Annotated in this window: 17 protein-coding genes and 6 pseudogenes; 15 read left to right on the top strand and 8 right to left on the bottom strand. The window is 59.0% G+C overall.

What is annotated here, in order from left to right; all coding sequences use genetic code 11:
* Nucleotides 1-379 precede the first annotated feature (379 nt).
* Nucleotides 380-628 carry a hypothetical protein gene (locus AB6804_RS29245; protein ID WP_370889423.1) on the bottom strand — a complete coding sequence of 83 codons (249 nt, stop codon included), beginning with the start codon at nucleotides 626-628 and terminating at the stop codon, nucleotides 380-382.
* A gap of 680 nt (nucleotides 629-1,308) precedes the next feature.
* On the opposite strand from AB6804_RS29245, the gene AB6804_RS29240 reads away from it, so the two are divergent.
* From AB6804_RS29240 to AB6804_RS29180, 13 genes and pseudogenes are all read left to right on the top strand, one after another.
* Complete coding sequence (locus AB6804_RS29240; protein ID WP_370889422.1) at nucleotides 1,309-1,731, top strand: response regulator; 423 nt, start codon at nucleotides 1,309-1,311, stop codon at nucleotides 1,729-1,731.
* Between the two features lie 108 nt (nucleotides 1,732-1,839).
* Nucleotides 1,840-3,336 (top strand): CheR family methyltransferase, encoded by a 1,497-nt coding sequence (locus tag AB6804_RS29235; RefSeq protein WP_370889421.1) that lies wholly within the window; start codon nucleotides 1,840-1,842, stop codon nucleotides 3,334-3,336.
* A gap of 44 nt (nucleotides 3,337-3,380) precedes the next feature.
* Nucleotides 3,381-5,966, top strand: a complete 2,586-nt coding sequence (locus AB6804_RS29230; protein ID WP_370889420.1) for a PAS domain-containing protein — start codon at nucleotides 3,381-3,383, stop codon at nucleotides 5,964-5,966.
* Between the two features lie 262 nt (nucleotides 5,967-6,228).
* Nucleotides 6,229-6,400: pseudogene (locus AB6804_RS29225) on the top strand (DDE-type integrase/transposase/recombinase); the annotation flags it as partial.
* 362 nt (nucleotides 6,401-6,762) lie between these two features.
* Complete coding sequence (locus AB6804_RS29220; protein WP_370889419.1) at nucleotides 6,763-7,107, top strand: hypothetical protein; 345 nt, start codon at nucleotides 6,763-6,765, stop codon at nucleotides 7,105-7,107.
* A gap of 194 nt (nucleotides 7,108-7,301) precedes the next feature.
* A complete protein-coding gene (locus tag AB6804_RS29215) occupies nucleotides 7,302-7,928 on the top strand; it encodes a tyrosine-type recombinase/integrase (RefSeq protein ID WP_370889418.1) in 627 nt (208 codons plus the stop codon).
* A gap of 194 nt (nucleotides 7,929-8,122) precedes the next feature.
* Nucleotides 8,123-8,281, top strand: a complete 159-nt coding sequence (locus tag AB6804_RS29210) for a hypothetical protein (protein WP_370889417.1) — start codon at nucleotides 8,123-8,125, stop codon at nucleotides 8,279-8,281.
* Between the two features lie 58 nt (nucleotides 8,282-8,339).
* Nucleotides 8,340-8,813 (top strand): annotated as a pseudogene (locus AB6804_RS29205) (YbhB/YbcL family Raf kinase inhibitor-like protein).
* 393 nt (nucleotides 8,814-9,206) lie between these two features.
* On the top strand, nucleotides 9,207-9,371 hold the full coding sequence (locus AB6804_RS29200) for a zinc ribbon domain-containing protein (protein ID WP_370889416.1): 165 nt from the start codon (nucleotides 9,207-9,209) through the stop codon (nucleotides 9,369-9,371).
* A gap of 443 nt (nucleotides 9,372-9,814) precedes the next feature.
* Nucleotides 9,815-10,012: a hypothetical protein gene (locus AB6804_RS29195; protein WP_370889415.1), complete on the top strand. Its 198-nt coding sequence runs from the start codon at nucleotides 9,815-9,817 to the stop codon at nucleotides 10,010-10,012.
* A 222-nt stretch (nucleotides 10,013-10,234) separates the two neighbouring features.
* Nucleotides 10,235-10,459 (top strand): hypothetical protein, encoded by a 225-nt coding sequence (locus tag AB6804_RS29190; protein ID WP_370889414.1) that lies wholly within the window; start codon nucleotides 10,235-10,237, stop codon nucleotides 10,457-10,459.
* A 706-nt stretch (nucleotides 10,460-11,165) separates the two neighbouring features.
* Nucleotides 11,166-11,495: a hypothetical protein gene (locus AB6804_RS29185; protein ID WP_370889413.1), complete on the top strand. Its 330-nt coding sequence runs from the start codon at nucleotides 11,166-11,168 to the stop codon at nucleotides 11,493-11,495.
* Between the two features lie 131 nt (nucleotides 11,496-11,626).
* Nucleotides 11,627-12,430: a hypothetical protein gene (locus AB6804_RS29180; protein ID WP_370889412.1), complete on the top strand. Its 804-nt coding sequence runs from the start codon at nucleotides 11,627-11,629 to the stop codon at nucleotides 12,428-12,430.
* A 266-nt stretch (nucleotides 12,431-12,696) separates the two neighbouring features.
* Here the strand turns inward: AB6804_RS29180 and AB6804_RS29175 are convergent.
* Together AB6804_RS29175 and AB6804_RS29170 are read right to left on the bottom strand one after the other, a co-directional pair.
* Nucleotides 12,697-13,581, bottom strand: a pseudogene (locus AB6804_RS29175) (lipid A biosynthesis lauroyl acyltransferase); the annotation flags it as partial.
* Nucleotides 13,582-14,107: 526 nt separating this feature from the next.
* Nucleotides 14,108-15,195: pseudogene (locus AB6804_RS29170) on the bottom strand (IS91 family transposase).
* Here AB6804_RS29170 and AB6804_RS29165 point away from each other — a divergent pair.
* A pseudogene (locus AB6804_RS29165) lies at nucleotides 15,144-15,431 on the top strand (carbonic anhydrase); the annotation flags it as partial. The pseudogenes AB6804_RS29170 and AB6804_RS29165 overlap by 52 nt on opposite strands.
* 66 nt (nucleotides 15,432-15,497) lie before the next feature.
* Nucleotides 15,498-16,472, top strand: a pseudogene (locus tag AB6804_RS29160) (SulP family inorganic anion transporter); the annotation flags it as partial.
* 500 nt (nucleotides 16,473-16,972) lie between these two features.
* Here AB6804_RS29160 and AB6804_RS29155 read toward each other — a convergent pair.
* From AB6804_RS29155 to AB6804_RS29135, 5 genes are all read right to left on the bottom strand, one after another.
* Nucleotides 16,973-17,251 carry a hypothetical protein gene (locus AB6804_RS29155; protein ID WP_370889411.1) on the bottom strand — a complete coding sequence of 93 codons (279 nt, stop codon included), beginning with the start codon at nucleotides 17,249-17,251 and terminating at the stop codon, nucleotides 16,973-16,975.
* A gap of 10 nt (nucleotides 17,252-17,261) precedes the next feature.
* Nucleotides 17,262-17,444, bottom strand: coding sequence for a hypothetical protein (locus tag AB6804_RS29150; protein WP_370889410.1), 183 nt, complete (start codon nucleotides 17,442-17,444; stop codon nucleotides 17,262-17,264).
* A gap of 14 nt (nucleotides 17,445-17,458) precedes the next feature.
* Nucleotides 17,459-17,671 carry a hypothetical protein gene (locus AB6804_RS29145; RefSeq protein WP_370889409.1) on the bottom strand — a complete coding sequence of 71 codons (213 nt, stop codon included), beginning with the start codon at nucleotides 17,669-17,671 and terminating at the stop codon, nucleotides 17,459-17,461.
* A gap of 206 nt (nucleotides 17,672-17,877) precedes the next feature.
* A complete protein-coding gene (locus tag AB6804_RS29140) occupies nucleotides 17,878-19,176 on the bottom strand; it encodes a TAXI family TRAP transporter solute-binding subunit (RefSeq protein ID WP_370889424.1) in 1,299 nt (432 codons plus the stop codon).
* Nucleotides 19,177-19,426: 250 nt separating this feature from the next.
* A complete protein-coding gene (locus tag AB6804_RS29135) occupies nucleotides 19,427-20,293 on the bottom strand; it encodes a mechanosensitive ion channel family protein (protein WP_370889408.1) in 867 nt (288 codons plus the stop codon).
* Nucleotides 20,294-21,255 lie beyond the last annotated feature (962 nt).

The raw sequence follows: 21,255 nt of genomic DNA, 5'->3' as shown, positions 1-21,255 counted from the left end.
CAGGCAAACTGGACTTCTCCGCCTTCAACTCGCATGCCCGCTGAAGGCCGTTACCCACTCCGTTTTCAAAAGAGCCTGTAATGTTTGAGTATCGCAGGAATGCAATTAGGACGGCTGATCCAGCGACAATACAGCCGACCAATGTTTCGCTCATGGCGACCTCCGGTAAGCCGTTCGGTCCGCCCATGGCCAAACGGCGCATGACTTTTAACTGCCCGGTTATTTTTGCTCACTCATGTAATAATTAAAACATGCGACGAACGGACATGTTTATTAGGGTTAACGTGCGACAACTCGTTAAAATCTCGACCGTTCGTCCTTTAAACTGAATTATTTCCTGACGAGACTGCGCTGAATAAGCGGACCAATGTAAACGTTTTTAGATTAATGCGACAAAGGCCGCGAAACTTCGGCCAGCTTTTGCGCCGATCGTTTTGTTCTGGCGTGGCGATATTGGCGTGTCCAGCCATCCCGACGTTCGGGGGATTTCATCCCTGCTCAAGCGCATTGGTCGTGGCCGTCGCCCGTCGGCGCCGGGGACGCCGATCCTCAGCGGGTCGATCGGCGCTTGCGCCGCATAGGGCAGCAAAGTGTTCTCGACGCCATTTTGCGTCTCGAGAAACTTCAAGAGCTCTCCGACTACACCGCGCCAGATATGCCACTAGCGGCGCTTGAAGCCGTCTGGGTGGATGTGGGCGCTGCGATGGATGCGATCCCCGCAGTAATCATAAAGCCGCGACCGTGCAATCGCACAAACGAACGGACAAGGACTACGGACTGCACTTGAAGTGCAAGGAAATTGCGCTACAGGGCAGTCGACACCGCAATATCTCGAACGGCTCGAGAGTAGGTCAAATATGACCTTCCGCGAATGCGGCGGTGTTACCTAGCGCATCGGTAACGATGCCCCGCTGCGATATCAATGCCACACGGGCCACGCTTTTTCCTTTTGTCCCTTGAATCCGGGCAGCGGCGGGGTGCTGAGGACGCCCTCTGGGCGGCAGTGAGACGCTTCCACGAAGGTGTGCTGCTCGCGCTTGACCGACTTGCAATAGCTGAAGCCTCCGAAAGTCCAGAGGTCGCTGACCTTCAGGCTGGCGTCGCAAGTTTGGAAGCCCTGATCGTGTTCACGCGACAGCTGGCTACCGCGTCGGACGGGGCCGCCGGAGTGAACCCTCCAGAAGGACGAACACGTGCGTTTCAGCGGTGAATTGGCGGCGGCTTTACTTGCCGTTTCCGCGCTGATGCAAGAAATGCGGCGCGGGCCCAGCGCTTGCGTTGATAGCTCCATTAGAAGACGGGGTCGGCATGCATTCCACCGTAAAAACCTCAATCTGGACCGCAAGGCGGACATCACGGCCTGATCCCCTACGGATTCTGGTTGTCGACGATTATGCGATCGGCGCCGAGGCTGTTGCCCTGGCGCTTGCCTGTGCCGGTCATGAGACTAGGTTCGCCTTAAACGGCAGCGATGCCATGGCGCGCGTCCAAGTATGGGCGCCCGACATTGCCATCCTCGACATCAATATGCCGTCACCTGACGGTTTCCAGCTTGCTGCGCTCCTGCGTGCCCGCGACAATCTATCGTACGCTTTGATTATTGCCCATACCTCATTGGATGAAAGCGCCGTTCGCCCGCGCGGAGTCCCCGCAGGCTTCGACGGTTTTTGCCAGAAAGGCGGCGGCGTAAGCCCGCTACAAGATATCATCCCTCGGATGACTTCGAGCTAGCGGAGCCTTCCTTTAAATGTCGCTCTTTCGCGAATCCCTGACTGTTTGGATCAAAATGGTCGTCGGCGCGCTGGGGCCTTCAAAGGGTTGGCCGCGTATGGAGAGAGTATGCCCATCAGTGCTGCTGCGAAGCATCATGGCAAGTCGGCTGGGCCGGACTTTCCGGTAGTCGGCATCGGCGCGTCCGCCGGTGGCGTTCAGGCGCTTTTGCGGTTGTTCGAAAGTGCGCCGCCCTCCACCGGCGCCGCCTTTGTCGTGGTCCTGCACTTGTCACCGGACCATACCAGCCACGCGCATGAAGTCATTCAGAACGCGACTAGATTACGCGTCAGACAAGTCAGCAGTCCGGTGCCGCTCGAAAAGGACACCGTCTTTGTGATTCCTCCGGGCAAATTGCTATCGATGGTGGACGGGTATCTGCGGTTGAGCGAAGCGCAACCGCCGCGCTTGCCGCCAACCTCCATCGACGTCTTCTTTCGCAGCCTCGCGGACGCGCACGGTTCCCGCGCGTTTGCCATCGTCCTCTCAGGTTCCGGTGGCGACGGCTCAGTCGGTATTTCGCGCATACGCGAGCGAGGCGGGGTGACGATCGCGCAGCGCCCCGAAGAAGCGCAGTACGGTGAGATGCCTCGTAGCGCAATCGCGACCGGCCACATTGACCTGGTCTTGCCAGTCGATCAGATCATCCCGACCGTATTGACGCTGGCGCGCAACGCGGCTGCGATTCGCTTACCGACAGCGTCAGACGTTGGACCCACTGCGCACGAGCCATTACCCGCCACGGACGCCCACGCGATCGACGAGGTGCTCGAAACCTTGCGCCTGCGAACACGGCACGACTTTTCCAATTACAAGCGCGGCACGATCGCCCGCCGCATCGAGCGGCGCATGCAGGTCAACGCGATGCCCACCGCCGTTGCGTACCGGGCTTTTCTCGAAGCCAACGCGGACGAGACGCCGAAGTTGCTTGCCGACATGCTGATTGGCGTAACCAATTTTTTTCGTGATCCCGATGCCTTTGCTGCGCTCGAGCACACTGTGATACCGCAGTTGCTGGCGAGTGCTCAGGGGCATGATGAACTGCGCGCCTGGGTTCCCGCATGCGCCACGGGTGAGGAAGCGTTTTCAATCGCCATCCTGCTGGACGAGGCGGTGCGTCGCCTGCAGCATCGGCCCCGAGTGACCGTTTATGCCAGCGACATCGATGAGCGCGCCATTGCAATTGCCCGTACGGCCAGCTACCCGCAAGCCATCGAAAACGATCTTTCGGCAGCGCGTCTGAGCCAGTATTTCAACAAGGATGGCAATCGCTACCGGCTGAGTAAGTCGTTGCGCGACACCGTCATTTTTGCCGCGCACAACTTGCTCCGGGATCCGCCTTTCTCGCAGATCGATCTGATTTCCTGCCGCAACGTGCTGATCTATCTGGACCGTCGGGCGCAGACACGCGTGCTGGAAACATTTCATTTTTCCCTCCGCCCACGCGAAGGCTTTCTATTCCTGGGAACGGCAGAATCCGCCGAGTTCGCACATGATCTGTTCGCTCCGGTGCAGAAGCAGCAGAGAATCTATCGCGCGCGAACGACTGCGCTTACCCGAGCCTGACTTCACAGACCGATGGAGGTCCACCGCCCGTTCTCGGCGGCGAAATGTTCTTCACCAGATTGCCCGAAGTGAAAAATGCCGAAACAAGTTCGGCAAACCTGGCGCGCGCGCATGAACTGTTCGGGCCGCCCGTCATTGTCATTCGCGAGGACGGCACGATCGTGCACCGTTCTGTGAACGCAAACAGGATCACGGAAGACGCGCGCCAAGCGAGGGTAAGCAATCTGCTCGACATCGTGCGCGGAGACGCGCAGGCGCAAGTGCGGCAGGCGGTGCAGCGGTGTCTGACGAGCGCGCGCCGTCAAGAGCAAGCCGCCGTGCCGTTCGTCACCGCATCCGGCGAGATTGTCGTTGGCTTGTCGCTGCGGCCTTACCGCGACCTCGCGCATCAGGAGCAGCTCGTGTCGATTATCTGCGACCCGTTGACAGCGCTTCTCGACAATACGCCCGCTGCAACGCTCGCCAGGCCCGAGGAAGAGGAAACGGTGGACTCACTCCGGAAAGCGCTGGCAGGCAGCGAGATACTGTTGCGCAGTTCGATGCAGCATGAGCAGTCGTCCAATGAAGCCCTGAGAGCTTCCAACAAAGAACTGCAAGCGATGAACGAGGAACTGCGGTCGGCCACCGAAGAACTGGAGGCCAGTCGCGAGGAATTGCAGTCGCTCAACGAAGAGTTGATGACAGTCAATTCCGAATTGTTGTCGAAGGTGCAGGAGTCGGCGCGCGTCAGCGACGACTTGAAGAACCTTATTTCGTTGGTAGGCGTCGCTACCGTGTTTGTTGACCGTGCGCTCAATATCAAGCGGTACACGTCGCCAGCGGAGACGCTTTTCAACATCCGTTCAGGCGATGAGGGACGGCCACTGCAGCACTTGACGCATGGACTCGACTACCCCGAGCTGTTCAGCGACTTGCGCAGCGCCTTCGAATCGTTGAAGCGCTCCGAAAAGGAGGTGCGAAGCAAGGATGGCCGCACCTTCCTGGCACGCGTGCTGCCTTACCGCACCGATGACGACCGCATTGATGGCGCGGTGCTTGCCTTGATCGACATCTCGGAACAGAAAGCTGCGCAAGATCAAGCACAGGCGAGCGAGGAGAAGCTGCGTCTTGCAGCCCGTGAGACGCACGACTTCGCGATTATCGTCGTGGACGATAGCGGCACGATCGTCAGCTGGAACGTCGGCGCCAATCGCATATTCGGCTTTACCGCAGAAGAGATGCTCGGCCATCCGCTCGATCCGATCTTCACGCCAGACGACATTGCCGACGGCGTGCCCGCTCATGAGCGCAAAAAAGCCGCTTCCAATGGACGTGCGGAGGACGAGAGGTGGCACGCAACGAAGGACGGCCGCCGCATCTTTTGCAGCGGGTTTCTCAGTCGTATCGATGTCGCGGGCTTTCCAGGCTTCGCCAAGATTGTCCATGATGCAACCGGTCGCAAGCTAGCCAAAAGCAAGAAGGACATGGTGCTCGAGCGTGAGCGCGCGGATAACACAGAGATTCGCAAGCTGAGCCGGCTCAAAGATGAATTCATCGCAGTACTCTCGCATGAACTGAAAAACCCGCTGAACCTGATCCATGTGAAAACTGAGATTCTTGCTCGCTTGCCGGAGGCAAGAACGAGTGGACGGATTCAGGAGATCGCTGATGCAATCCAGAAGTCAGTGCTTGCTCAAGCCCAGATCATCGATGACTTGCTCGACTTTTCACGAATTCAGACGGGGAAGTTGTCCTTGCGATTCGCACCGACTGACGTAGCCGCTATTGTTCGCGCGATTGCTGGAGCGATGCAGGGTGATTTTGACCAAAGCCAAGTGCGCCTGGAACTCGACGTTCCGGCAACGCCCGTGATAATTCGCGGTGACGCAGTGCGCGTGGAGCAGATCGTCTGGAACCTGGTGAGCAACGCGCTTAAGTTCACCCCAAGTCAGGGGCGGGTCATCGTGCGCCTTCGGGAAGACGCCGGGCAAGTGCGCCTGGAAGTCGCCGACACCGGGTGTGGCATTGCGCCCAATGCACTCGGAACCATCTTTGAGATGTTCGAGCAAACGCCGAACTTGCCGGTACGTGCACGAGCCGGTGGGCTTGGCATTGGACTGTCGCTCGTCCGGCAGATCGCTCAACTGCATGGTGGAACGGCGGAAGCGTTTTCAGACGGTGCCGGCCGCGGTGCGCAATTCATTATTTGCCTTCCCGCCGACGCGACGTCGGTTGATCGGAAAGCGGGGGATAAGCCGATCGACCTGGCCGTCTTCAACAATGCCCGCGTGCTGCTTGTCGAGGATTCGGAAGAATCACTGCTCGCGATGGCCGAGCTCTTATCGCTGTACGGCGCGCACGTTTCCGCTGCGGCGAATGCAACAGAGGCGCTTGCCGTTGCTGAGCAAGGCCAATTCGATTTGGTCATTACCGACGTCAATCTTCCGGATATCGACGGTTACCACCTCGTTGCTCAGCTCAGGAAGCTCGACAGCTTTCCTAGTGTTCCCATCGTTGCCGTGACGGGACGACCTGTGAGCCAGGATGACACGCTGGCCGTTAAAGCAGGCTTTGACGCCTGCTTGTCTAAGCCGTTCAGTCTGCAGGCACTAGCGGAGGCGGTACGCAGTCGAGGCCGCGTCGCGGAGTGAGGCCCCGTCAGCACGCTGCAAACAACGCCGACTGTTTATCCCACGCAGCCCTTCAGTGAGGCTGCCTTGACGTTCCCAGAGACCAAAGCATTAGCCGGATCTTCTGTATCCGTCAGCGGATCCCGTGTTGACAGGACTTCGATCAGATATTTACGATCTTCCGCAGTAGACCGTAGGAGACGCGCCAGTGTCCTTCGGAGTCTGTCACGGCGATCGACGCCGTTTTCGAGTTCAGTGTTGGTGGCTCGGAAAATTGCCGCTTTCGGCCGCCAAACGTTTCTTCAAGCGTGTGCTGCACTCGAGCCCGGTACCGCGCAAGATCGTCACCGATCATTTGCGCAGCTATCCGGCGGCAAAAGCGGCGATCCCGAACTTTTGCGAACGTGATGCACGGGTTCGTCAAAGCGGCCGCCCGACTGAACAACCGCGCCGAGAAGCTTCTGTGGCATAGGAAACGGCTTCTATGAAGTGAGTCTGAGCAGCCAGATCGCCCTTGTGAATCAGAACTGGACGCATTCATCAAAAATTTAAGAAATTTCTAGGGGGTGGTAGGAAGACCTATCTGGCTTTGCTGGCCTGATGCGCCTGCTACGACCGCGCCGAGCACACCCGCGACAGGCAGCACGGGTACAGCCGATCCGAGCACGCCTGCAAGCTCGACAGGTGGCGCGAGCGCGCCTGGCGGTGCGAGGTGCTCCGGGCGGAGCGAGCACGCCTGTAGTGGCGATCAACCCTGAAGCCCAGACCTCGGAATCCGCAAACGGGCGAAACTTTGAAAATAGTTGCGGCTAAGACTGTGACTTCCAAGCAAGATTCGTCGGTATTCGTCCGTGGGTATGGTTCTGAAGAATCGGTGAAGATGCGCGAGACCTCTGAAGTCAATGCGCAGTTTATTGAGGGCCAAAGCCTTGAACGACTGCACAAAGAACCTGCTCATCGCTTCGCCCTCCTCGACACCGAACATACTCTATGGAGACTGCGCGCGGTACCGAGCGCGCGTTCCCTGCAGATCCTGATCTCTGTTAAGGCTAATGACTATCAGGGTTATCCGGCTGATTCGAATCAACGGACTTCGGGAAAGGCCCGCGAAGCGCTGCAGGACTTGGCTTTCGGCTATTCAATGGCCGAACCCGAACGCTAAGGACCCGTTGCCGGCGTCATGGGCGAGCGTCGGCAATGGCCGATGAACCGTCAGCAGACATTGCCCGAGGAACGTCCGCTGCACTTTGCGAAGAGCCATTGATGCCTCGACGTGCCGGAAGTCCGCTGAGGGTCGAAGAGCGACCGCTGCGCAGCGCGCACAATCGATCTCCCTTGACTGAAGTGGAGGTTGACATGGAAACGCTCAATTCTTTCAGCGCTCGTCGCGTGCCATGGAACAAAGGGAGGTTGACTGGCCAGAGGCCTCCGTTGAAACTGCGTGAAATATGGGCGATTCGGACGAGACTTCAGATGTCATCCAACGTTCGCGAGTTGGCGCTGTTCAACTTGGCAATCGACAGCAAGCTTCGGGCATGCGATCTGACGCGACTGCAAGTGCAGGGCATCTGCATGGGAAGCCACGTGGTCTCACGAGCGACGTTCATGCAGCAGAAAACCCAACGACCGGTGCAGTTCGAAATCACCGAGCAGACTCGACAGAGTGTCGCAGCCTGGATCTCAGCGCGGGGGCTGAGGCCAGCCGATTATTTGTTTCCGAGTCGGCTGCATGCGTCGGCGCCCGTGTCGACACGGCAGTACGCTCGCATCGTCCATCGCCGGGTCGCTTCGATCGGACTGGATGACGCGGCGTACGGCACCCACACGATGCGCCGCACGAAGGCATCGTTGATCTATCGGCGCACCAAAAATCTTCGGGCGGTTCAATTACTTTTAGGCCATACAAAGCTTGAAAGTACAGTGCGTTACCTCGGAATTGAGGTTGACGACGCGCTCGAGATGGCCGAGCAAACTGAGGTCTGATAGGTAATGGCCGGCGAGCGGGCGCTAGCGGCCAGTTTCGGCCAGTCGTCGATACGGTCACGCGGTCATTCGAACGTCGAATCTGTACCGGCAAGCTGTCGTTCGATCCGCGGATGCATGCACTCGTCGCACGTCACTTCGGTAAGCGCTGACCTAGAATATAAGCATGGTCGCGACCGAATAAGGAGGTTGCCATGACCCAGTCTATGCTCTACTTCGTTGTCGGCCTGGCGGTCTTGTTGGTCGCCGGGTTCATGGTGGCGCAACGGTACAGGCGCGATCACCCAGAAGAGGGGATGGCCCAGTGGCTTGATTCGCACCATATGGGTTGGCTGCACCGGCACAAACATTGATATCGCATCCCACAGTGAAAAGCCCGCATCAAACGGGTGTGCCGTCGAGGAGCGCACCATGACCCTCACGCTGACGTCGCAAGCCTTCCGACAGAGCGGCGAAATCCCTGCGCAGCATACCTGCGAAGGGCGCCAATGTATCCCCGCCGCTCGCGTGGTCCGGTGTGCCCGCGAACGCAGGAAGCCTGGCGCTGATCGTCGACGACCCTGACGCGCCGGACCAGGCCGCGCCGAAAATGACCTGGGTACATGGGGTGCTCTACAACATCCCGCCGACGGCAACCGGGCTGCCCGATGGCGCTACTGCGCAGGCTTTGCCGGGCGGCACGCTCGAAGGCATCAATGACTTCAGGCGTGCCACTTACGGCGGCCCGTGTCCGCCCGTCGGACGCCACCGCTATTTCCACAAACTGTATGTGCTCGACACTGTACTGCCCGATTTGAAAAGCCCCAGCAAGGCCGCTCTCGAAAAGGCCATGCAGGGCATGTACTAACGCACGCCGAACTTATCGGCACCTATCAGAAGCGATGAACGATGGCGTCGTTTCACGAATCGAGTTTGCTGACGAAGAAAATCCGATGGGGCCGATGCACTGCGCACGGCCTGCTGGCGTGTGAGAGCCATGTGGTGTACGACGTGGATCGCTATCGGTCGCTTCGATCCGATGCGGCGTGCCCACAGGCTGAGAGTCTGGTGCGGCCCGTCACGACAAGCAGCATCCGGCCAATGTAGGGCGGCTGGTAGGTGCAATTACTAGGCCGTGGATGGGGATACCGGTGTTGCGTGCGCCGCGCATACGATGAGTGCTGCCCGAGACGCGTACGCGGGCGTTTCATGCGCTTTCCTGCACTAAATGGGTTATTGTCGGCGTCGTAGACACTATCTGGTCAGCACGACCCGCAGGATTCTCGTTGGAGGAATGCCATGCCGACTTACCAGTACAGGTGCGAGAAGTGTGGTGAGTTCTTCGAACATGCCGAACATCTTGCTGAACATGAAACCGCTCATCCGGCTTGTCCGAAGTGCGGGAGCGAGAAGGTTCAGCACATACCCACGCCATTTGTGCCGAAAACATCCAGAAAGAGCTGAAATCTGTCTGACTGGGCAGAGCCAAAATCCGGCATCCACTAAAGCCAGATTAAACAGGTCCGCTGCTATTACCGCGAGTGCGAATCCTGCAAGTTGGTCTATCAGGTCACTCAGGCCGGTCGTCGGACGCCGGAGTATCCATGCACCCGCCGCACCGACTGCAATGACGGTCTTGTGCTTCGAGAATGCTCGAAGATCGCCTTGGTGGCTGTTTCGTCGCCTGCATACTTGTCGATGAAGTCGAAATGCCCTTTATTGGCATGGTCGGAACCCGGTTCGACGACCGTTATCTCGGATGACGCTCGATCCAATCGGGTGAATCGTTCTCGATCGAGACGGCCCGTGGCCCGCAATGCGGGTTGCTTCCTGCTCAGTCGTGTTCTCCGATTAGGGAGTTACGGCCTGTGATACGCTGAACGTCCAACCGACAACGAGGCAGTATCATGACTGGGGACGACAAAGATCAGCAGGTCAAACTGCGCATCTACCGAGCGGCCTCGGGCCAGTGGTGGGGGCGCCTGGTCGTCGACGAAGAGGAGATCGGGCGCGTAGGCTATCGCGACAGCCCGGAGGCCGTGGAACGGGCCGCGCGGGAAACGGGCGTTTACCCGGACCACGTTGAAATTTACCCTGAAAATTAGAACGCCCGGTAGCGCGAGATCGAAAGCGAGTCGGCTTGCTATGACCGTGTGATGCCTTATGACCCCACAGCACTGTCTCTGGCAGTGATCGACTAGCGCATTGCCGGAAGGACGACGGAGGTCGGCTGTGTCCGCCTGTACCTAGGCACAGCGCGGCTGTCTTTAGACGAATCTGTAGCCCGCGTCTGACGTCGTTGCCGCCTTAAAGCATGATCTAACGCGATGGAAAGCACTCCGCACGGCTATCCGGGAGGAATGATGGAACAAGACAAAGCCGAACCAGTTATCTTGCACATCTATCCAGTGCCGGGCGGCTTTTGGGGCGGGCGGCTTACAATTGGCGAGGAGGTCATAAGTGAGCTAGGCGCCTTTGAGTCCACAAAGGAAGTCGAGCAGGCCGCCGCCGATACGGGCTTGTACCCGGACCGTATATTCATAGAGGAATGAGAACACCCGGAAGTGTCGCTCTCGGTGACGTGGCCGACAAAGCGACTCACCTAGATATGGCCTGCAGCCCGCTGCGGACGGCGGGCGGGGCTAATATAATCTCCCGCGCCTCGTAGCTCGCCTCGGACCGGAATTCGCTATGACTGACCTCGACGCGGAGTTAGCGGACTGCCCGAACCGGGCCATAAACTCGCACGCGGAACGCTGTGACGTGTACTTTTCCGGCCTCGTGGCGGTCTCGCAGGAGGGCTAGTTAGTCGCAAGGTCCCCGGTTATGTTTATCATCGTTAACATAAACGCCTGGTCTTGTGTCCCCGTTCAGTGGTCGGGGCGTCCCCGCGTATTTGCTCTTTCTACCTCGGGCGCGCTTCGGAGAATACCGCCGCGATCGGGCGTACGTTCAACACGGTTAGAGTCACATATGCCTGTACAGCGGCGCGAGCCAAGTATCCTTCTCTAACGTCTCCACGGAGAATATGTCCGAGCTCATGCAATATGACCGCGTTAAAAACGCTCCGGAATGACTTTACTGCGGACAATAGACTGGATCATACGCAAGCGTTGAGCGATCCGCTGTCCGAAACGCCCTTTGCGTTTCTTTACTAATTATAGTTGCAGGAGCTCAATCTTTCAAAGAAGATCTTCAGTATGAACAACCGAATTAACAACATGATTGTTACTGACAGGGAGCGGCCGCCTACGCATAATGGCCAAATCGGCAAAATGCGAATGGAAAATCGCGGCGGCCAACAAAAAGTATAAGCAGGAAGCCGGGGCGGTCGAGAAGGTCTTCGATCACAAGAAGGCGGGCGCGGCCAAAGAGCGCGATGCCGCGATCGGCTGCACGCTATGGTTTCAGTGGTCAATGAGGCTTGGCCTCATCGCAAAAGGACGTTGTGATGTTCACGAAAATCGGGACGGCATGAGACTCTCAGTTTCACGAGTTTGCATTGAGCTACGCACGACGTTCTCGGGCAATGTGGTGACAACGGCCGTTATCGTGCAAGGACCTGCCGTTCAGTTTTTCATGAGTTGACTGTCTGGTCAGGGTCGGTTTGCTGCGTTCGCCTCGGTCTGGACTCGGTTATGGACGGTACTTCGCGCTTGCCGTGTCCTCGACAGGACACGCGACCACGTGGGACTATGCGAAGGCACTGAGAGGTTTCAATGACTGACCACGATCCGTTGCATCCATTACGTCCGCTCCTGAAGAATTGGGTCTGGGAGCATGGCCGCATCGGTACTCGCTATCTGGACTGCACCGATGGCGAAATCAAGTTTGATGAAGGTAAGAAAGCGCGCTTTGCGGCCGAAAAATATGTCTATGTGCCGCTCGATAAGGACGCTGATGAGGATGCGTCTGCGGCTGGCCCTGTGATCCACGAAGCGGGACTTGCTCGCTTCTTACGGGCAGCGCAGTCGGGCAAGCCAGAAGACGCCGGCTCTGTGGCGGAAGTCCAGCGTGCAGTTCAAGACTGCGTCGAACTCGGGCTCTGCAGCGCATATCAGTTGGATGCACGTGAGGCATTGGCCCGCTATGCGCAGGAGCCAATGTTCGAGGACGAAATCCGCGCGGCGGTTGTCGCTGATGTTCGGCGTATTTACGCGGCCACGCGGGGGCAACTGGCACTGTACGATTTCAGTGTGCTTTACGGCTTGCCCACGCCGCTGCTTATCAGTGAAACACCCTTCATCGACTGGCGCGTGCGCGCGAGTCCGGCGCTGCCGTTCGTATCACTTCCGCTTGGACCTTACTGCCTGTTGGTAGGCGCGGCGTCGGGCAGGAGCAGCCGCATTGGCCCGGTGGTCTGGAAGGCCGCTGCCGCACTGGGCCCGTTGAAGGACCACAACCGGAAAATTGCGGAGAACGCGCATTTGTGGCTGGTGGCGACCACTGACGACCAGCTCGTCGCCGTTCAAAGTCGCTTCGTTGTGGCTAAAAGCCCCAAGCCAGACGATCCGACCCGCTGACTGAAGTCGGGGGAACGCACGGTCGGAGCGGCCAAAACTGGTGCTGGTTGAGCCTCTGCGAAGCGGCAACGCTCCAATCCGGCCACCTACGGACGTCGGCTCCCGCTTTCATACAGACGTTCGAACGTCGGCTCCGCCCCTGGCCAATGGACCTTCGTACGCCGACGGTGTCCTTCGCCTGGGAGACCAGTACGGCGGTTCGTTTCGGCCTCGTATGCCAGTTTCGATAGCTTGCGCAATCGAAACGAGCCGGGCGCAGCGCACAGTCAATATACCGCTGGCATGCCCTCTGGACGATGTTTGAAGCGTCGATGCACCCAGTAATACTGGGCAGGGAATTTCAGAATCTGGGTCTCGAGAAACGCATTCATGGCACGCGCATCATTCGTGTCGCTTCCCGACGGGAAATCGCTGAGCGGCGCAAAAACGCTCAACTTATACCCTCTGAAATCCGGCAGTACCTCTGTGACAAACGGCACAACGCGCGCCCGCCCAATTGTCGAAAGTCGCGAAACCGAAGTCAGCGTGCACGCAGGGACGCCAAAAAAGGGTACAAAGACAGAGTTTTCGATACCATGGTCCATGTCCGCAGCAAGCATGACGGATTTGCCCTCGTGAAGGAGTCTCACGATCTTCCTGGCGCTTGTCGAACGCTCGATCATCTCTGCGCCGAATCGGCCGCGCTGCCGTCGGGCCAAATCGCAAAGGCGCGTGTTCGACATGCGCGTGTACAAGGAAGCGGCAGGCATCTTCAGGGAGTAGAGCAGGCATCCGATCTCGATGCCGACGAAATGAAATCCCATAAAGATCGTGGGTGGGGCATTCCTGTCTTCGAGATCAATCGCGCTTTCGACCTGGACGAGCTTTCTGATCGTTTGCGCGCTACCAAACCATTGAATGCCTCGTTCGAGATAGCTGCGAACTACATGCCGGAAGTGTTCCCTCGCAAGCTCATCGTACTCACGTTCCGACTTTTCCGGAAAGCAGAGGTGCAGGTTGACAAGGACTATATGTTTGCGGCGGCTGGGAAGCGCATATAGCGCAGCGCCGATCGCGCTGCCAAGCCTTGCGACCAATTGGTACGGAAGTATTGAGAGAGTGCGCAGCAATGCTACGACGAGCAGATGACCAAATTGTTCCACGAGCAGCTCCTGTGTGGCGAACGGCCCGTATCAGGCGGGTGTCTGGCGACAATCGGTTCTGCCGCCGCTCGGCAATTTTAGTTGAAGCCAGACAGGCGGACCAATACCGCGAAGTCGACCTGCGTTAACGAATGACCGAATTGCCGCGGAAGCGGTCGTCATGCTAGCACGGCCGCGTATGTTTAGGGTTGTAGGACGCCTGCCCTAATCCGTAGGCACGTCAACTCGCCCAGACGCCGGCGGGCAGGCGTCCTACAAGCCCCAAGGGAGGAAACCGCGGAGTGCTCCAACAAGGTCTCAACATTTCACCGCTATGGCGATTTGTTCGATCCCATTGAGAGCATGGTGGATATAAACGCGGGTGAATCTGAGCTTAGATAAGCACGATCGCAGAAGCCGTGCTGCTGAGCGTCGCTGCCACGCCGACTTGGCCAGCAGCAAACGGCCCGTTTGGAATCATCGGCGCAGGTGTCTCCTGTTGGCTCTCGTTGCCGAAGAGCTGACAGTCGATGTGTGCATCCTGAATCGATAGCGTTCATGCGTTGGCTGACTCAACGGGCGGTGCGCGGATGGGTCTGCTGGGTTGAAGTATGTCGATGATGATCATCGGCGAACCGCAGTGCCGGCAAATGAAGGTTGGCGGCACTGGGACTACGTCGTCGGCACTGCGACTGATACTGACAGGCACTACGTCCAGCACTTCGCGGATCCTCGCGAGATTCTCTCGCCGCGATGGGTTCGCCAGCAGACCGTAATGACGGATGCGATGGAAGCCGCCAGGTAACACGTGCAATAGGAACCGGCGCACGAACTCATCTGCTTCGAGCGTCATGGTCTTGTTGCGTGTGCGTCCGTCCACGCGGTAGTCGTTCCAGCGGAAGGTGACGCCGTGCTCGTCGAGCGAGACCAGGCGTTGATTGGAGATGGCAACCCGGTGCGTGTAACGCGACAGATAGGCGAGCACCGCTTTGGGTCCGGCGAACGGGCGTTTGGCATAGACCACCCACTCACATGCTCGCATTGGCGCAAGCCATTTAGCAAAGGCTCTGAGCTCGTTGAGCTCGGCGTATTCGCCGAACAAGCGCAACTGGCCCCGGCGATAGGTGGCCTCCAGCTCTTCGAGGAAGCGTCTCCGGAACAGGCGCGAGAGTACGCGCACTGGAAGAAAGAAACCTGGCTTGCACGCTACCCACCGGCTTCGGTCCGGCGACAACCCACCACCGGGAACGATCCCATGCACATGGGGATGATGCGTAAGCGCGGAGCCCCACGTATGCAGGACGAGCGTGGCACCGATCTGTGCCCGAGATGCTTCGGATCGGCGGCGATGGTGCGCAACGTCTCAGCCGCAATATCGGACAGCATCCCATAGATGACGGCCTTGTTGTAATACGCAATCGCGCTGATGGCCGCCGGCAGTGTAAAGACCACGTGGTAGTACTCGACGGGCAGAAGATCGGCCTCACGCGCTTCGAGCCACCGGCGCGCAGCGCTAGCCTGGCACCTTGGACAGTGCCGATTGCGGCACGAGTTGTAGGCGACTTCGATCGCGGCACAGCCTTCGCAGCGCAGCAAGCAACGCGGCGTTTCGGCTCGAACAAGAAGGACCGCTTGATAACGGATTGAAACCTCATGATCAATTGTCACAACTCAATGTGCTCGTGCAGATTGAGCATCTGATGACGTACCCCATTGTCCGCCAGGAGGTCACTGCCGGGGCACTGGTATTGAGCCGTTGGTGGTTCGACATCGCAACCGGTGACATGTACGCCTATAAACGCACGAGCCGCTCATTCGAAGTCATCGATCGCGCGATGGCTGAGCGGATGACTTCGCGACTTGCTGCACGAGCGCGATGAAGTTCAGCGAAGGCCTGCTATAGAGGTGTCCGCTAGAACGCGCGTTCTAGCCTGACGACTACGGAACCGCAAGGCCTTCCATCGTTCGCGTTACCATGGGTCAGTGACGCCGATCTCGTCAGGATTTTGCTGGGCGGCTGCGCGGTCGCGCTGATCTCGTTTGCCGATACCAGCGTGTTGTCACGGACCTTCGCTGCGCGTTTTCATATGCGCGTGGATCCGAACCAGGAGATGGTCGGTTTGGGGGCGGCCAATCTGGCGGGCGGTTTTTTTCATGGTTTTCCGATCAGCAGCAGTTCTTCGCGCACACCCGTGGCCGAAGCAGCGGGCGCCAGAACGCAGGTGACGGGCGTGGTCGGCGCGGTGGCGGTTGCGGTGCTCCTGATCGCCGCACCGAATCTGATGCGGTATCTGCCCAATAGCGCACTGGCCGCTGTCGTCATTGCCGCCGCCCTCGGCCTGTTCGAATTTACGGATCTCAAGCGCATCTACCGAATCCAGCAATGGGAGTTCTGGCTCTCCGTTGTCTGCTTCGCAGGCGTCGCCGTTTTTGGTGCGATTCCCGGTATCTGCATTGCAATCGCGATTGCGGTCATCGAGTTTCTCTGGGACGGTTGCCGTCCCCATTACGCCATTCTCGGGCGCGTGGAAGATCTGCGCGGCTACCATGACATCAAGCGCTATCCACATGCCACGCGGATTCCGCGGCTGCTGCTGTTTCGCTGGGATGCGCCGTTGTTCTTCGCAAATGCCGAGCTTTTCCAGGAATGCCTGCTAAAAGCCGCCGATGAGTCATCGACGCCCGTGCGCAGGATCGTAGTGGCCGCTGAACCCGTAACCAGTATCGACGTCATCTCAGCCGACATGTTACGGGAACTGATTCTAATACTGGATGAGCGCGAAATCGCGTTGCACTTCGCCGAAAGGAAAGACCCGGTGCGCGACAAGCTCAAACGTTTTGAACTGTTGGACATCGTCGGCGACGAGCGATTTCATCCTACCGTGGGCGGTGCAGTCGACGACTACGTCGAACAGCACTGAGCGCGATCGCTCGTCCGTAGGGCGCGATCGTAGACTGCGAACATGGCCTTGCGGCGGCCGTGACTTGCTGAGCTTGCGCCATATACCAGTCGGGCGGCGTCGCGATGTCGCGATGTCGCTATGTCGCTATGTCGCTATGTCGCTATGTCGCTATGTCGCTATGTCGCTATGTCGCTATGTCGCTATGTCGCGAAAGTGCGCCTGACGGCAGACGAGATTCTTCACGGTGCCTCATGATGAAACGCATAGCCGGCAACGCCGCCCGAGGCGGCCTCCACATTGGATGCCGTGTCCACTGCAGGGACATCGCTCATGTTCGTTCCCCAACCGTTCGCCATCACATTCGGCGCGTCACACCGAGCAAAGAGTATGGTAGGCAATGGCAATCACAAGCTCCCCCTTCGTTCAATTAGGTGGCAGGCGTGGCACGCGGCGACTGGACCGTTTGCCGCAACACGACGTCCCGCTCGGGGTCAGGCATCGCAAGCATCGCGTGCTGGTCACCCCCGCATCGCCCAGCATGCGTCGACGGGAGGCACGCCTGGCGGATTGGCGGAAAAGGCCGAACAGCGCGCGACATTGCCGGGAGCGTAGTCCAGCTCCCGAAGCAGCGTGAGCTTGAGGCTTTCCTCCGCCTGCGCATATTGCTGCGGGCTCCGCGTGTCGAGCGTGGTCCCGGTTTGCGCCGCGCGAAGCGCCGCCAGCAGCATGCGGAAGTATCCGTCGATATCCGCGTCGGACATCGCGTCTAGCGAGACTCGATCAATCACCGCGTCCATCTCGTTTAGGCTAGTCGGGAGGAACGAGAGTGTCGAGCACCTTGGCGATCAGCGCGACGTACTGCAGACGCAATGCGGGCGCCATGCGTCCGAGTCCGTCGGCCAATGCCTCCGCGCGGGCGCCCGGGTTCAGCATGAGATCACTCTTGCGCTGGACGTTGCCGGCGACCGCCGGATCGCTGTTGATGCGCACGATCCACGCGAGAATCAGCTGCCCTTTTGGGAAGGCGGATCGACCCCTTTCTCGACCAGCACTTCGTCATAGACAGACCGCCTGGGATGCGACGTGGATACTCCTGACTGAGCCATCGACGGCGCGACATAGCCCCAGAGTTCGTCGTACCGGAATGTGGCATTCGCCGCCGTTGCGCTGGCCAATGCAATAAGGCAGGCGGCCAGACCTGCGACCTTCGCTTTCATGTCTACCCCCGGGTCTCCTCAAACGCGTCTGCGCGCATGTCTTTATCAGGCTCTCACTATCACGATAGGTCAGCGCGCGCCATTGGCACAGGATTATCGAAGGTGGCGGGCTGGGAACAGTCCCTTCTAGTTGCCGCCTGCTCCTAAGGGACGCTGCTCAACAGCGTCATGTCGATGGCGTGGAAGATCGCGTGGGCGACGTGCCTCTAACCCTTCGCTCTCTGCGCCACATGCGCTATCCGGTCCCGCACGACCCCAATCGCCTGTTTCAGAGCATAGACGTCCTGAAAATACCGATACGGAATCCGTATCCGGCTCGCGTTCGCGTCGATGCTCTCGATCTCGTCGCTCCATTGCGCAATCTGCGAGCGGGTCGGCTCGGTGCTGTTCCACACTTCATCTTCTAGTGCTTTGATCTCGCGATACCAGACCACGAGCCGTTTTCTGACCCGGGCTTCGAGCATGCGCGGCAATGCCTGAAGCAGACCGATGAGGAGCGCCGCGAACGGCACGAGGATCAACAGCCGTCGTTCGATCAGACTCGCGAGCCAGAACGGCAGATTGCGGTACAGGAACGGCTGGCCGGATTTGAAGTAGCGAACGCTCTCATCGGAGATCGGGAATTCTTCGGTGTTCGTGTTCGGAAACGTGCCAAGCGGCGTGAAGTAATCGTCATGACCGTGGACGATGCGCGCCGCGTCGAGCAGCAAATAGATGAGCGCCGGATGCATTGTGTCTTTCGATACGAGCAGCGCTGTTGCCGCAAGCAGCGTGACGTCGGTGCGCGGTAGGTCTTCGGCGACACTCGTTGATGCGCGCGGCAAGACGATTTTTGAAAGCGACGGGATTTTCTGAACCAGCGCATTTGCCTGCGAGAAACTCATCAACTTGAGACTGCTGTTCAGCAGCGTCTTCTGCATCTCGGCGTCTGGCCGCCCAATGAAGAAAGCAGCGTCGATTTGCCCGGTTTCGAGCCGCTGATAAGCCGCGGGCGCATCCATTTGCAGTAGTGTGGAATTCTGGCTCGTGACGCCGCTATAGCCGAGCAGCAACTGCGCGACGTTGAGCAGGCCACTGCCGGGCACGCCCATCGAAATTCTTTTGCCGCGCAATTGCGAGAGCTGGTCGACCGTAGTCTCGCCACGATAGAACACCCAGATGGGTTCATACGACACAGCGGCAATCGTCTGCAGCTTGTCGATGTCTTTCGGACTCACGGTGCCCGACTGGATGAAACCGACATCGTAGACGCTCTTCGGCTCCGTCAATCGCTCGTAATTCTCCACCGAGCCGGAAGAACCGCGTATGTCCAGCTTGATGCCCGCACGCTTTAAGATGGGCGCGTAGCGATCCGCAAAGCCGCGATAAATGCCGTTGTCCGCGCCACTGGTCATCACGATGGTGCGCTGGAAAGCGGGTTCGACCACGATCATCATCAGCCAGCCGGAGGCGGCCGACAGAACGACCAGGCCGATGGCCAGCAGGCGCCGCCTCGCCGGGGTCATGGGAGTTTTCTGGCTGCGTTGCAGCGCTAAATCGTGTCTGGGCATCATTGCCCGGCGCTCCAGGTTTCGCCGCAGCAGGGATCGCGGCGAAACCGTGATCCGGTACCGGAGAAATGCCCAGATACGCAGGAATGGAACGGCTTGGGGCGCAGGCACGGGAGTGCTGTGAAACACGGTATCGGCCAGGTAGTGCTTAACCGACCGGTTGGAGCTTTCCGGCAGTGCCGGAAGCTCGGCGCGTGAGGCACTCTCAGGCGGCGCGATCGCCGTGCAGCGGTACCGGCGGCATTTGCGTGATGTGCGTGTCTGGAGCCACCCGCCGTACAACGGGCGTGTCCGGCGTAGGATATCCCGCTTCTTCGAAGGTCGCTATGATCGCGCGATTGGTGTCGAAATAGACCTGCCAGTAGCTTTCTGTGTTGGTGTACGGCCGCACGCAGAGTAGCGGTCCTTCCGGTGTGAAGCAGAGCACTTCGACGTCCGGCGCGGGCGATTCCGTGACGTTTGGGATTCTCGCGACCGCAGCTTTCAATCGCGCGATTGCATCGAGTACATCGACGCCATTCGCGACTTTTGCGGTCAGCTCGACTCGCCGATGCGGCAGCAAGCTGAAGTTCCAGATTGTGTCGGAGAATATCTTGTTGTTGCCGACAATCGCCGCGACGTTGTCGGGCGTGGTGATCGTCGTGCCGAACAGGCCGAGTTCGGTGACGGTGCCTGTGACGCCGCCGGCCGTTACGAAGTCGCCCACTTTGAACGGCCGTAGCACCTGCATGAACACGCCCGCCGCAAAGTGCGCCAACAGTCCTCCCCATGCGGTGCCGATCGCGAGGCCCAGGCCAGCGAGCAGTGCAGCGAAGGAGGTGGTCTGAACCCCGAAGATCTGAAGGATCGCAAGAACGAGCAGCAGATTGAGAATGACGCCGAGGATCGAGCCGAGGTAGTGCGCGAGTGTGGGATCGACTCGGCCGTTGCGTGCAAGAAGTTTCCGCAACGCGCGAATGACGAGATTGATGAGCCAGCGGCCGACGATCCATACTGCGATGGCGCCAACCAGCATGATCGCGAAATCGACGCCACGCGTCATGATGAAAGCACGTACGGTCTCGAGGTTCATGTCTCGCTCCCGTTCTTCGTTCAGCGACAAAGCTGGGTGAGGCCCGTAACTGTTATAGGCGACTCGCCGCATGGCCGCAAGCCGATTCTGGGCCCGAGTATCGCCGCGCCTCCGTGGCGCGAGGACGTCTCCCTAACTCGAGCAGACGACGAACGAGCGCATGCTTAAATGCTATGCCAAGGGCATGGAGGAACTTTTGGTCACCCTGCACTCCGATCGGTCAGCGTTGGTCACTCAGCAACGCCGCGAACCGCGGATTGCCGGACGCGAGGGGCAGCGGCACAAAGCACCGCCTAGCTCAATAACGCTTAGCCGCCACCCTGCCCCATAGCCGCGCCCACCGCCCCGCCTGCGTCTTTTCCGAAGGTGTTGTAGCAACAAACAAGCGCTCAACCGCCGCCGTTACACGGCGCTGCGCATAAGCTTGGCGCTGGTGCTTACGTTTCATGGCAAAGCGCTCCCCACAAATTCGATCCTATCTGGCTGCAAACTGACTGCTAGCCTTATAGGCCGCTGACGCTATCCCCATCACGTCCGCAACGCGCTGCTGCAAGTCGAGGCCAACGGATTCGGCAACGTTCTTACGCCCTGACCTTTGTGCTCGTGGCCGACCAACCGCGCGAGCTTTCATTGGGCGCCCATGACGCCCGGCGCAGAGGTCAACGGCTTTACGGCTTGTCCGCAGGCTTCCTGAGAGCCATTTTTACGGTCATGTCTCACCGTGCGCGGCATGCATGAAAACCCGCGCCCGCTCAGCGTCCGCTATCACCCGCTTCTTGATTACAGACCGGCAGTCGACGCATACCCCATTACCGCTTCAAATTCATGCGGCCGATGACGCTTGAACCTGTTGAAAAAGTCGTCACCTGGAAGTCCGTTAGTTAGGGAAACTCTGCGTAACTCGCGCGTGTAATGGCCCTTAGGAATGCTACTATATTGGTCACGACCTGGAGGCAGCAATG

It is taken from the genome of Caballeronia sp. RCC_10 (genome assembly GCF_041360715.1).
Classification (GTDB): domain Bacteria; phylum Pseudomonadota; class Gammaproteobacteria; order Burkholderiales; family Burkholderiaceae; genus Caballeronia; species Caballeronia grimmiae.
The sequence above is the reverse complement of the archived record's forward strand: the minus strand, read 5'-3'. Positions and strand labels throughout refer to the sequence as shown.

Bases quoted from the DNA above. Each gene is read 5' to 3' on its own strand.
- AB6804_RS29210 (WP_370889417.1), top strand. From the start codon at position 8,123: ATGACCCAGTCTATGCTCTACTTCGTTGTCGGCCTGGCGGTCTTGTTG.
- AB6804_RS29195 (WP_370889415.1), top strand. From the start codon at position 9,815: ATGACTGGGGACGACAAAGATCAGCAGGTCAAACTGCGCATCTACCGA.
- AB6804_RS29235 (WP_370889421.1), top strand. From the start codon at position 1,840: ATGCCCATCAGTGCTGCTGCGAAGCATCATGGCAAGTCGGCTGGGCCG.
- AB6804_RS29230 (WP_370889420.1), top strand. From the start codon at position 3,381: ATGTTCTTCACCAGATTGCCCGAAGTGAAAAATGCCGAAACAAGTTCG.
- AB6804_RS29240 (WP_370889422.1), top strand. From the start codon at position 1,309: ATGCATTCCACCGTAAAAACCTCAATCTGGACCGCAAGGCGGACATCA.
- AB6804_RS29180 (WP_370889412.1), top strand. From the start codon at position 11,627: ATGACTGACCACGATCCGTTGCATCCATTACGTCCGCTCCTGAAGAAT.
- AB6804_RS29215 (WP_370889418.1), top strand. From the start codon at position 7,302: ATGGAAACGCTCAATTCTTTCAGCGCTCGTCGCGTGCCATGGAACAAA.
- AB6804_RS29155 (WP_370889411.1), bottom strand. From the start codon at position 17,251: ATGGACGCGGTGATTGATCGAGTCTCGCTAGACGCGATGTCCGACGCG.
- AB6804_RS29190 (WP_370889414.1), top strand. From the start codon at position 10,235: ATGGAAAGCACTCCGCACGGCTATCCGGGAGGAATGATGGAACAAGAC.
- AB6804_RS29135 (WP_370889408.1), bottom strand. From the start codon at position 20,293: ATGAACCTCGAGACCGTACGTGCTTTCATCATGACGCGTGGCGTCGAT.
- AB6804_RS29145 (WP_370889409.1), bottom strand. From the start codon at position 17,671: ATGAAAGCGAAGGTCGCAGGTCTGGCCGCCTGCCTTATTGCATTGGCC.
- AB6804_RS29200 (WP_370889416.1), top strand. From the start codon at position 9,207: ATGCCGACTTACCAGTACAGGTGCGAGAAGTGTGGTGAGTTCTTCGAA.
- AB6804_RS29185 (WP_370889413.1), top strand. From the start codon at position 11,166: ATGGCCAAATCGGCAAAATGCGAATGGAAAATCGCGGCGGCCAACAAA.
- AB6804_RS29140 (WP_370889424.1), bottom strand. From the start codon at position 19,176: ATGACCCCGGCGAGGCGGCGCCTGCTGGCCATCGGCCTGGTCGTTCTG.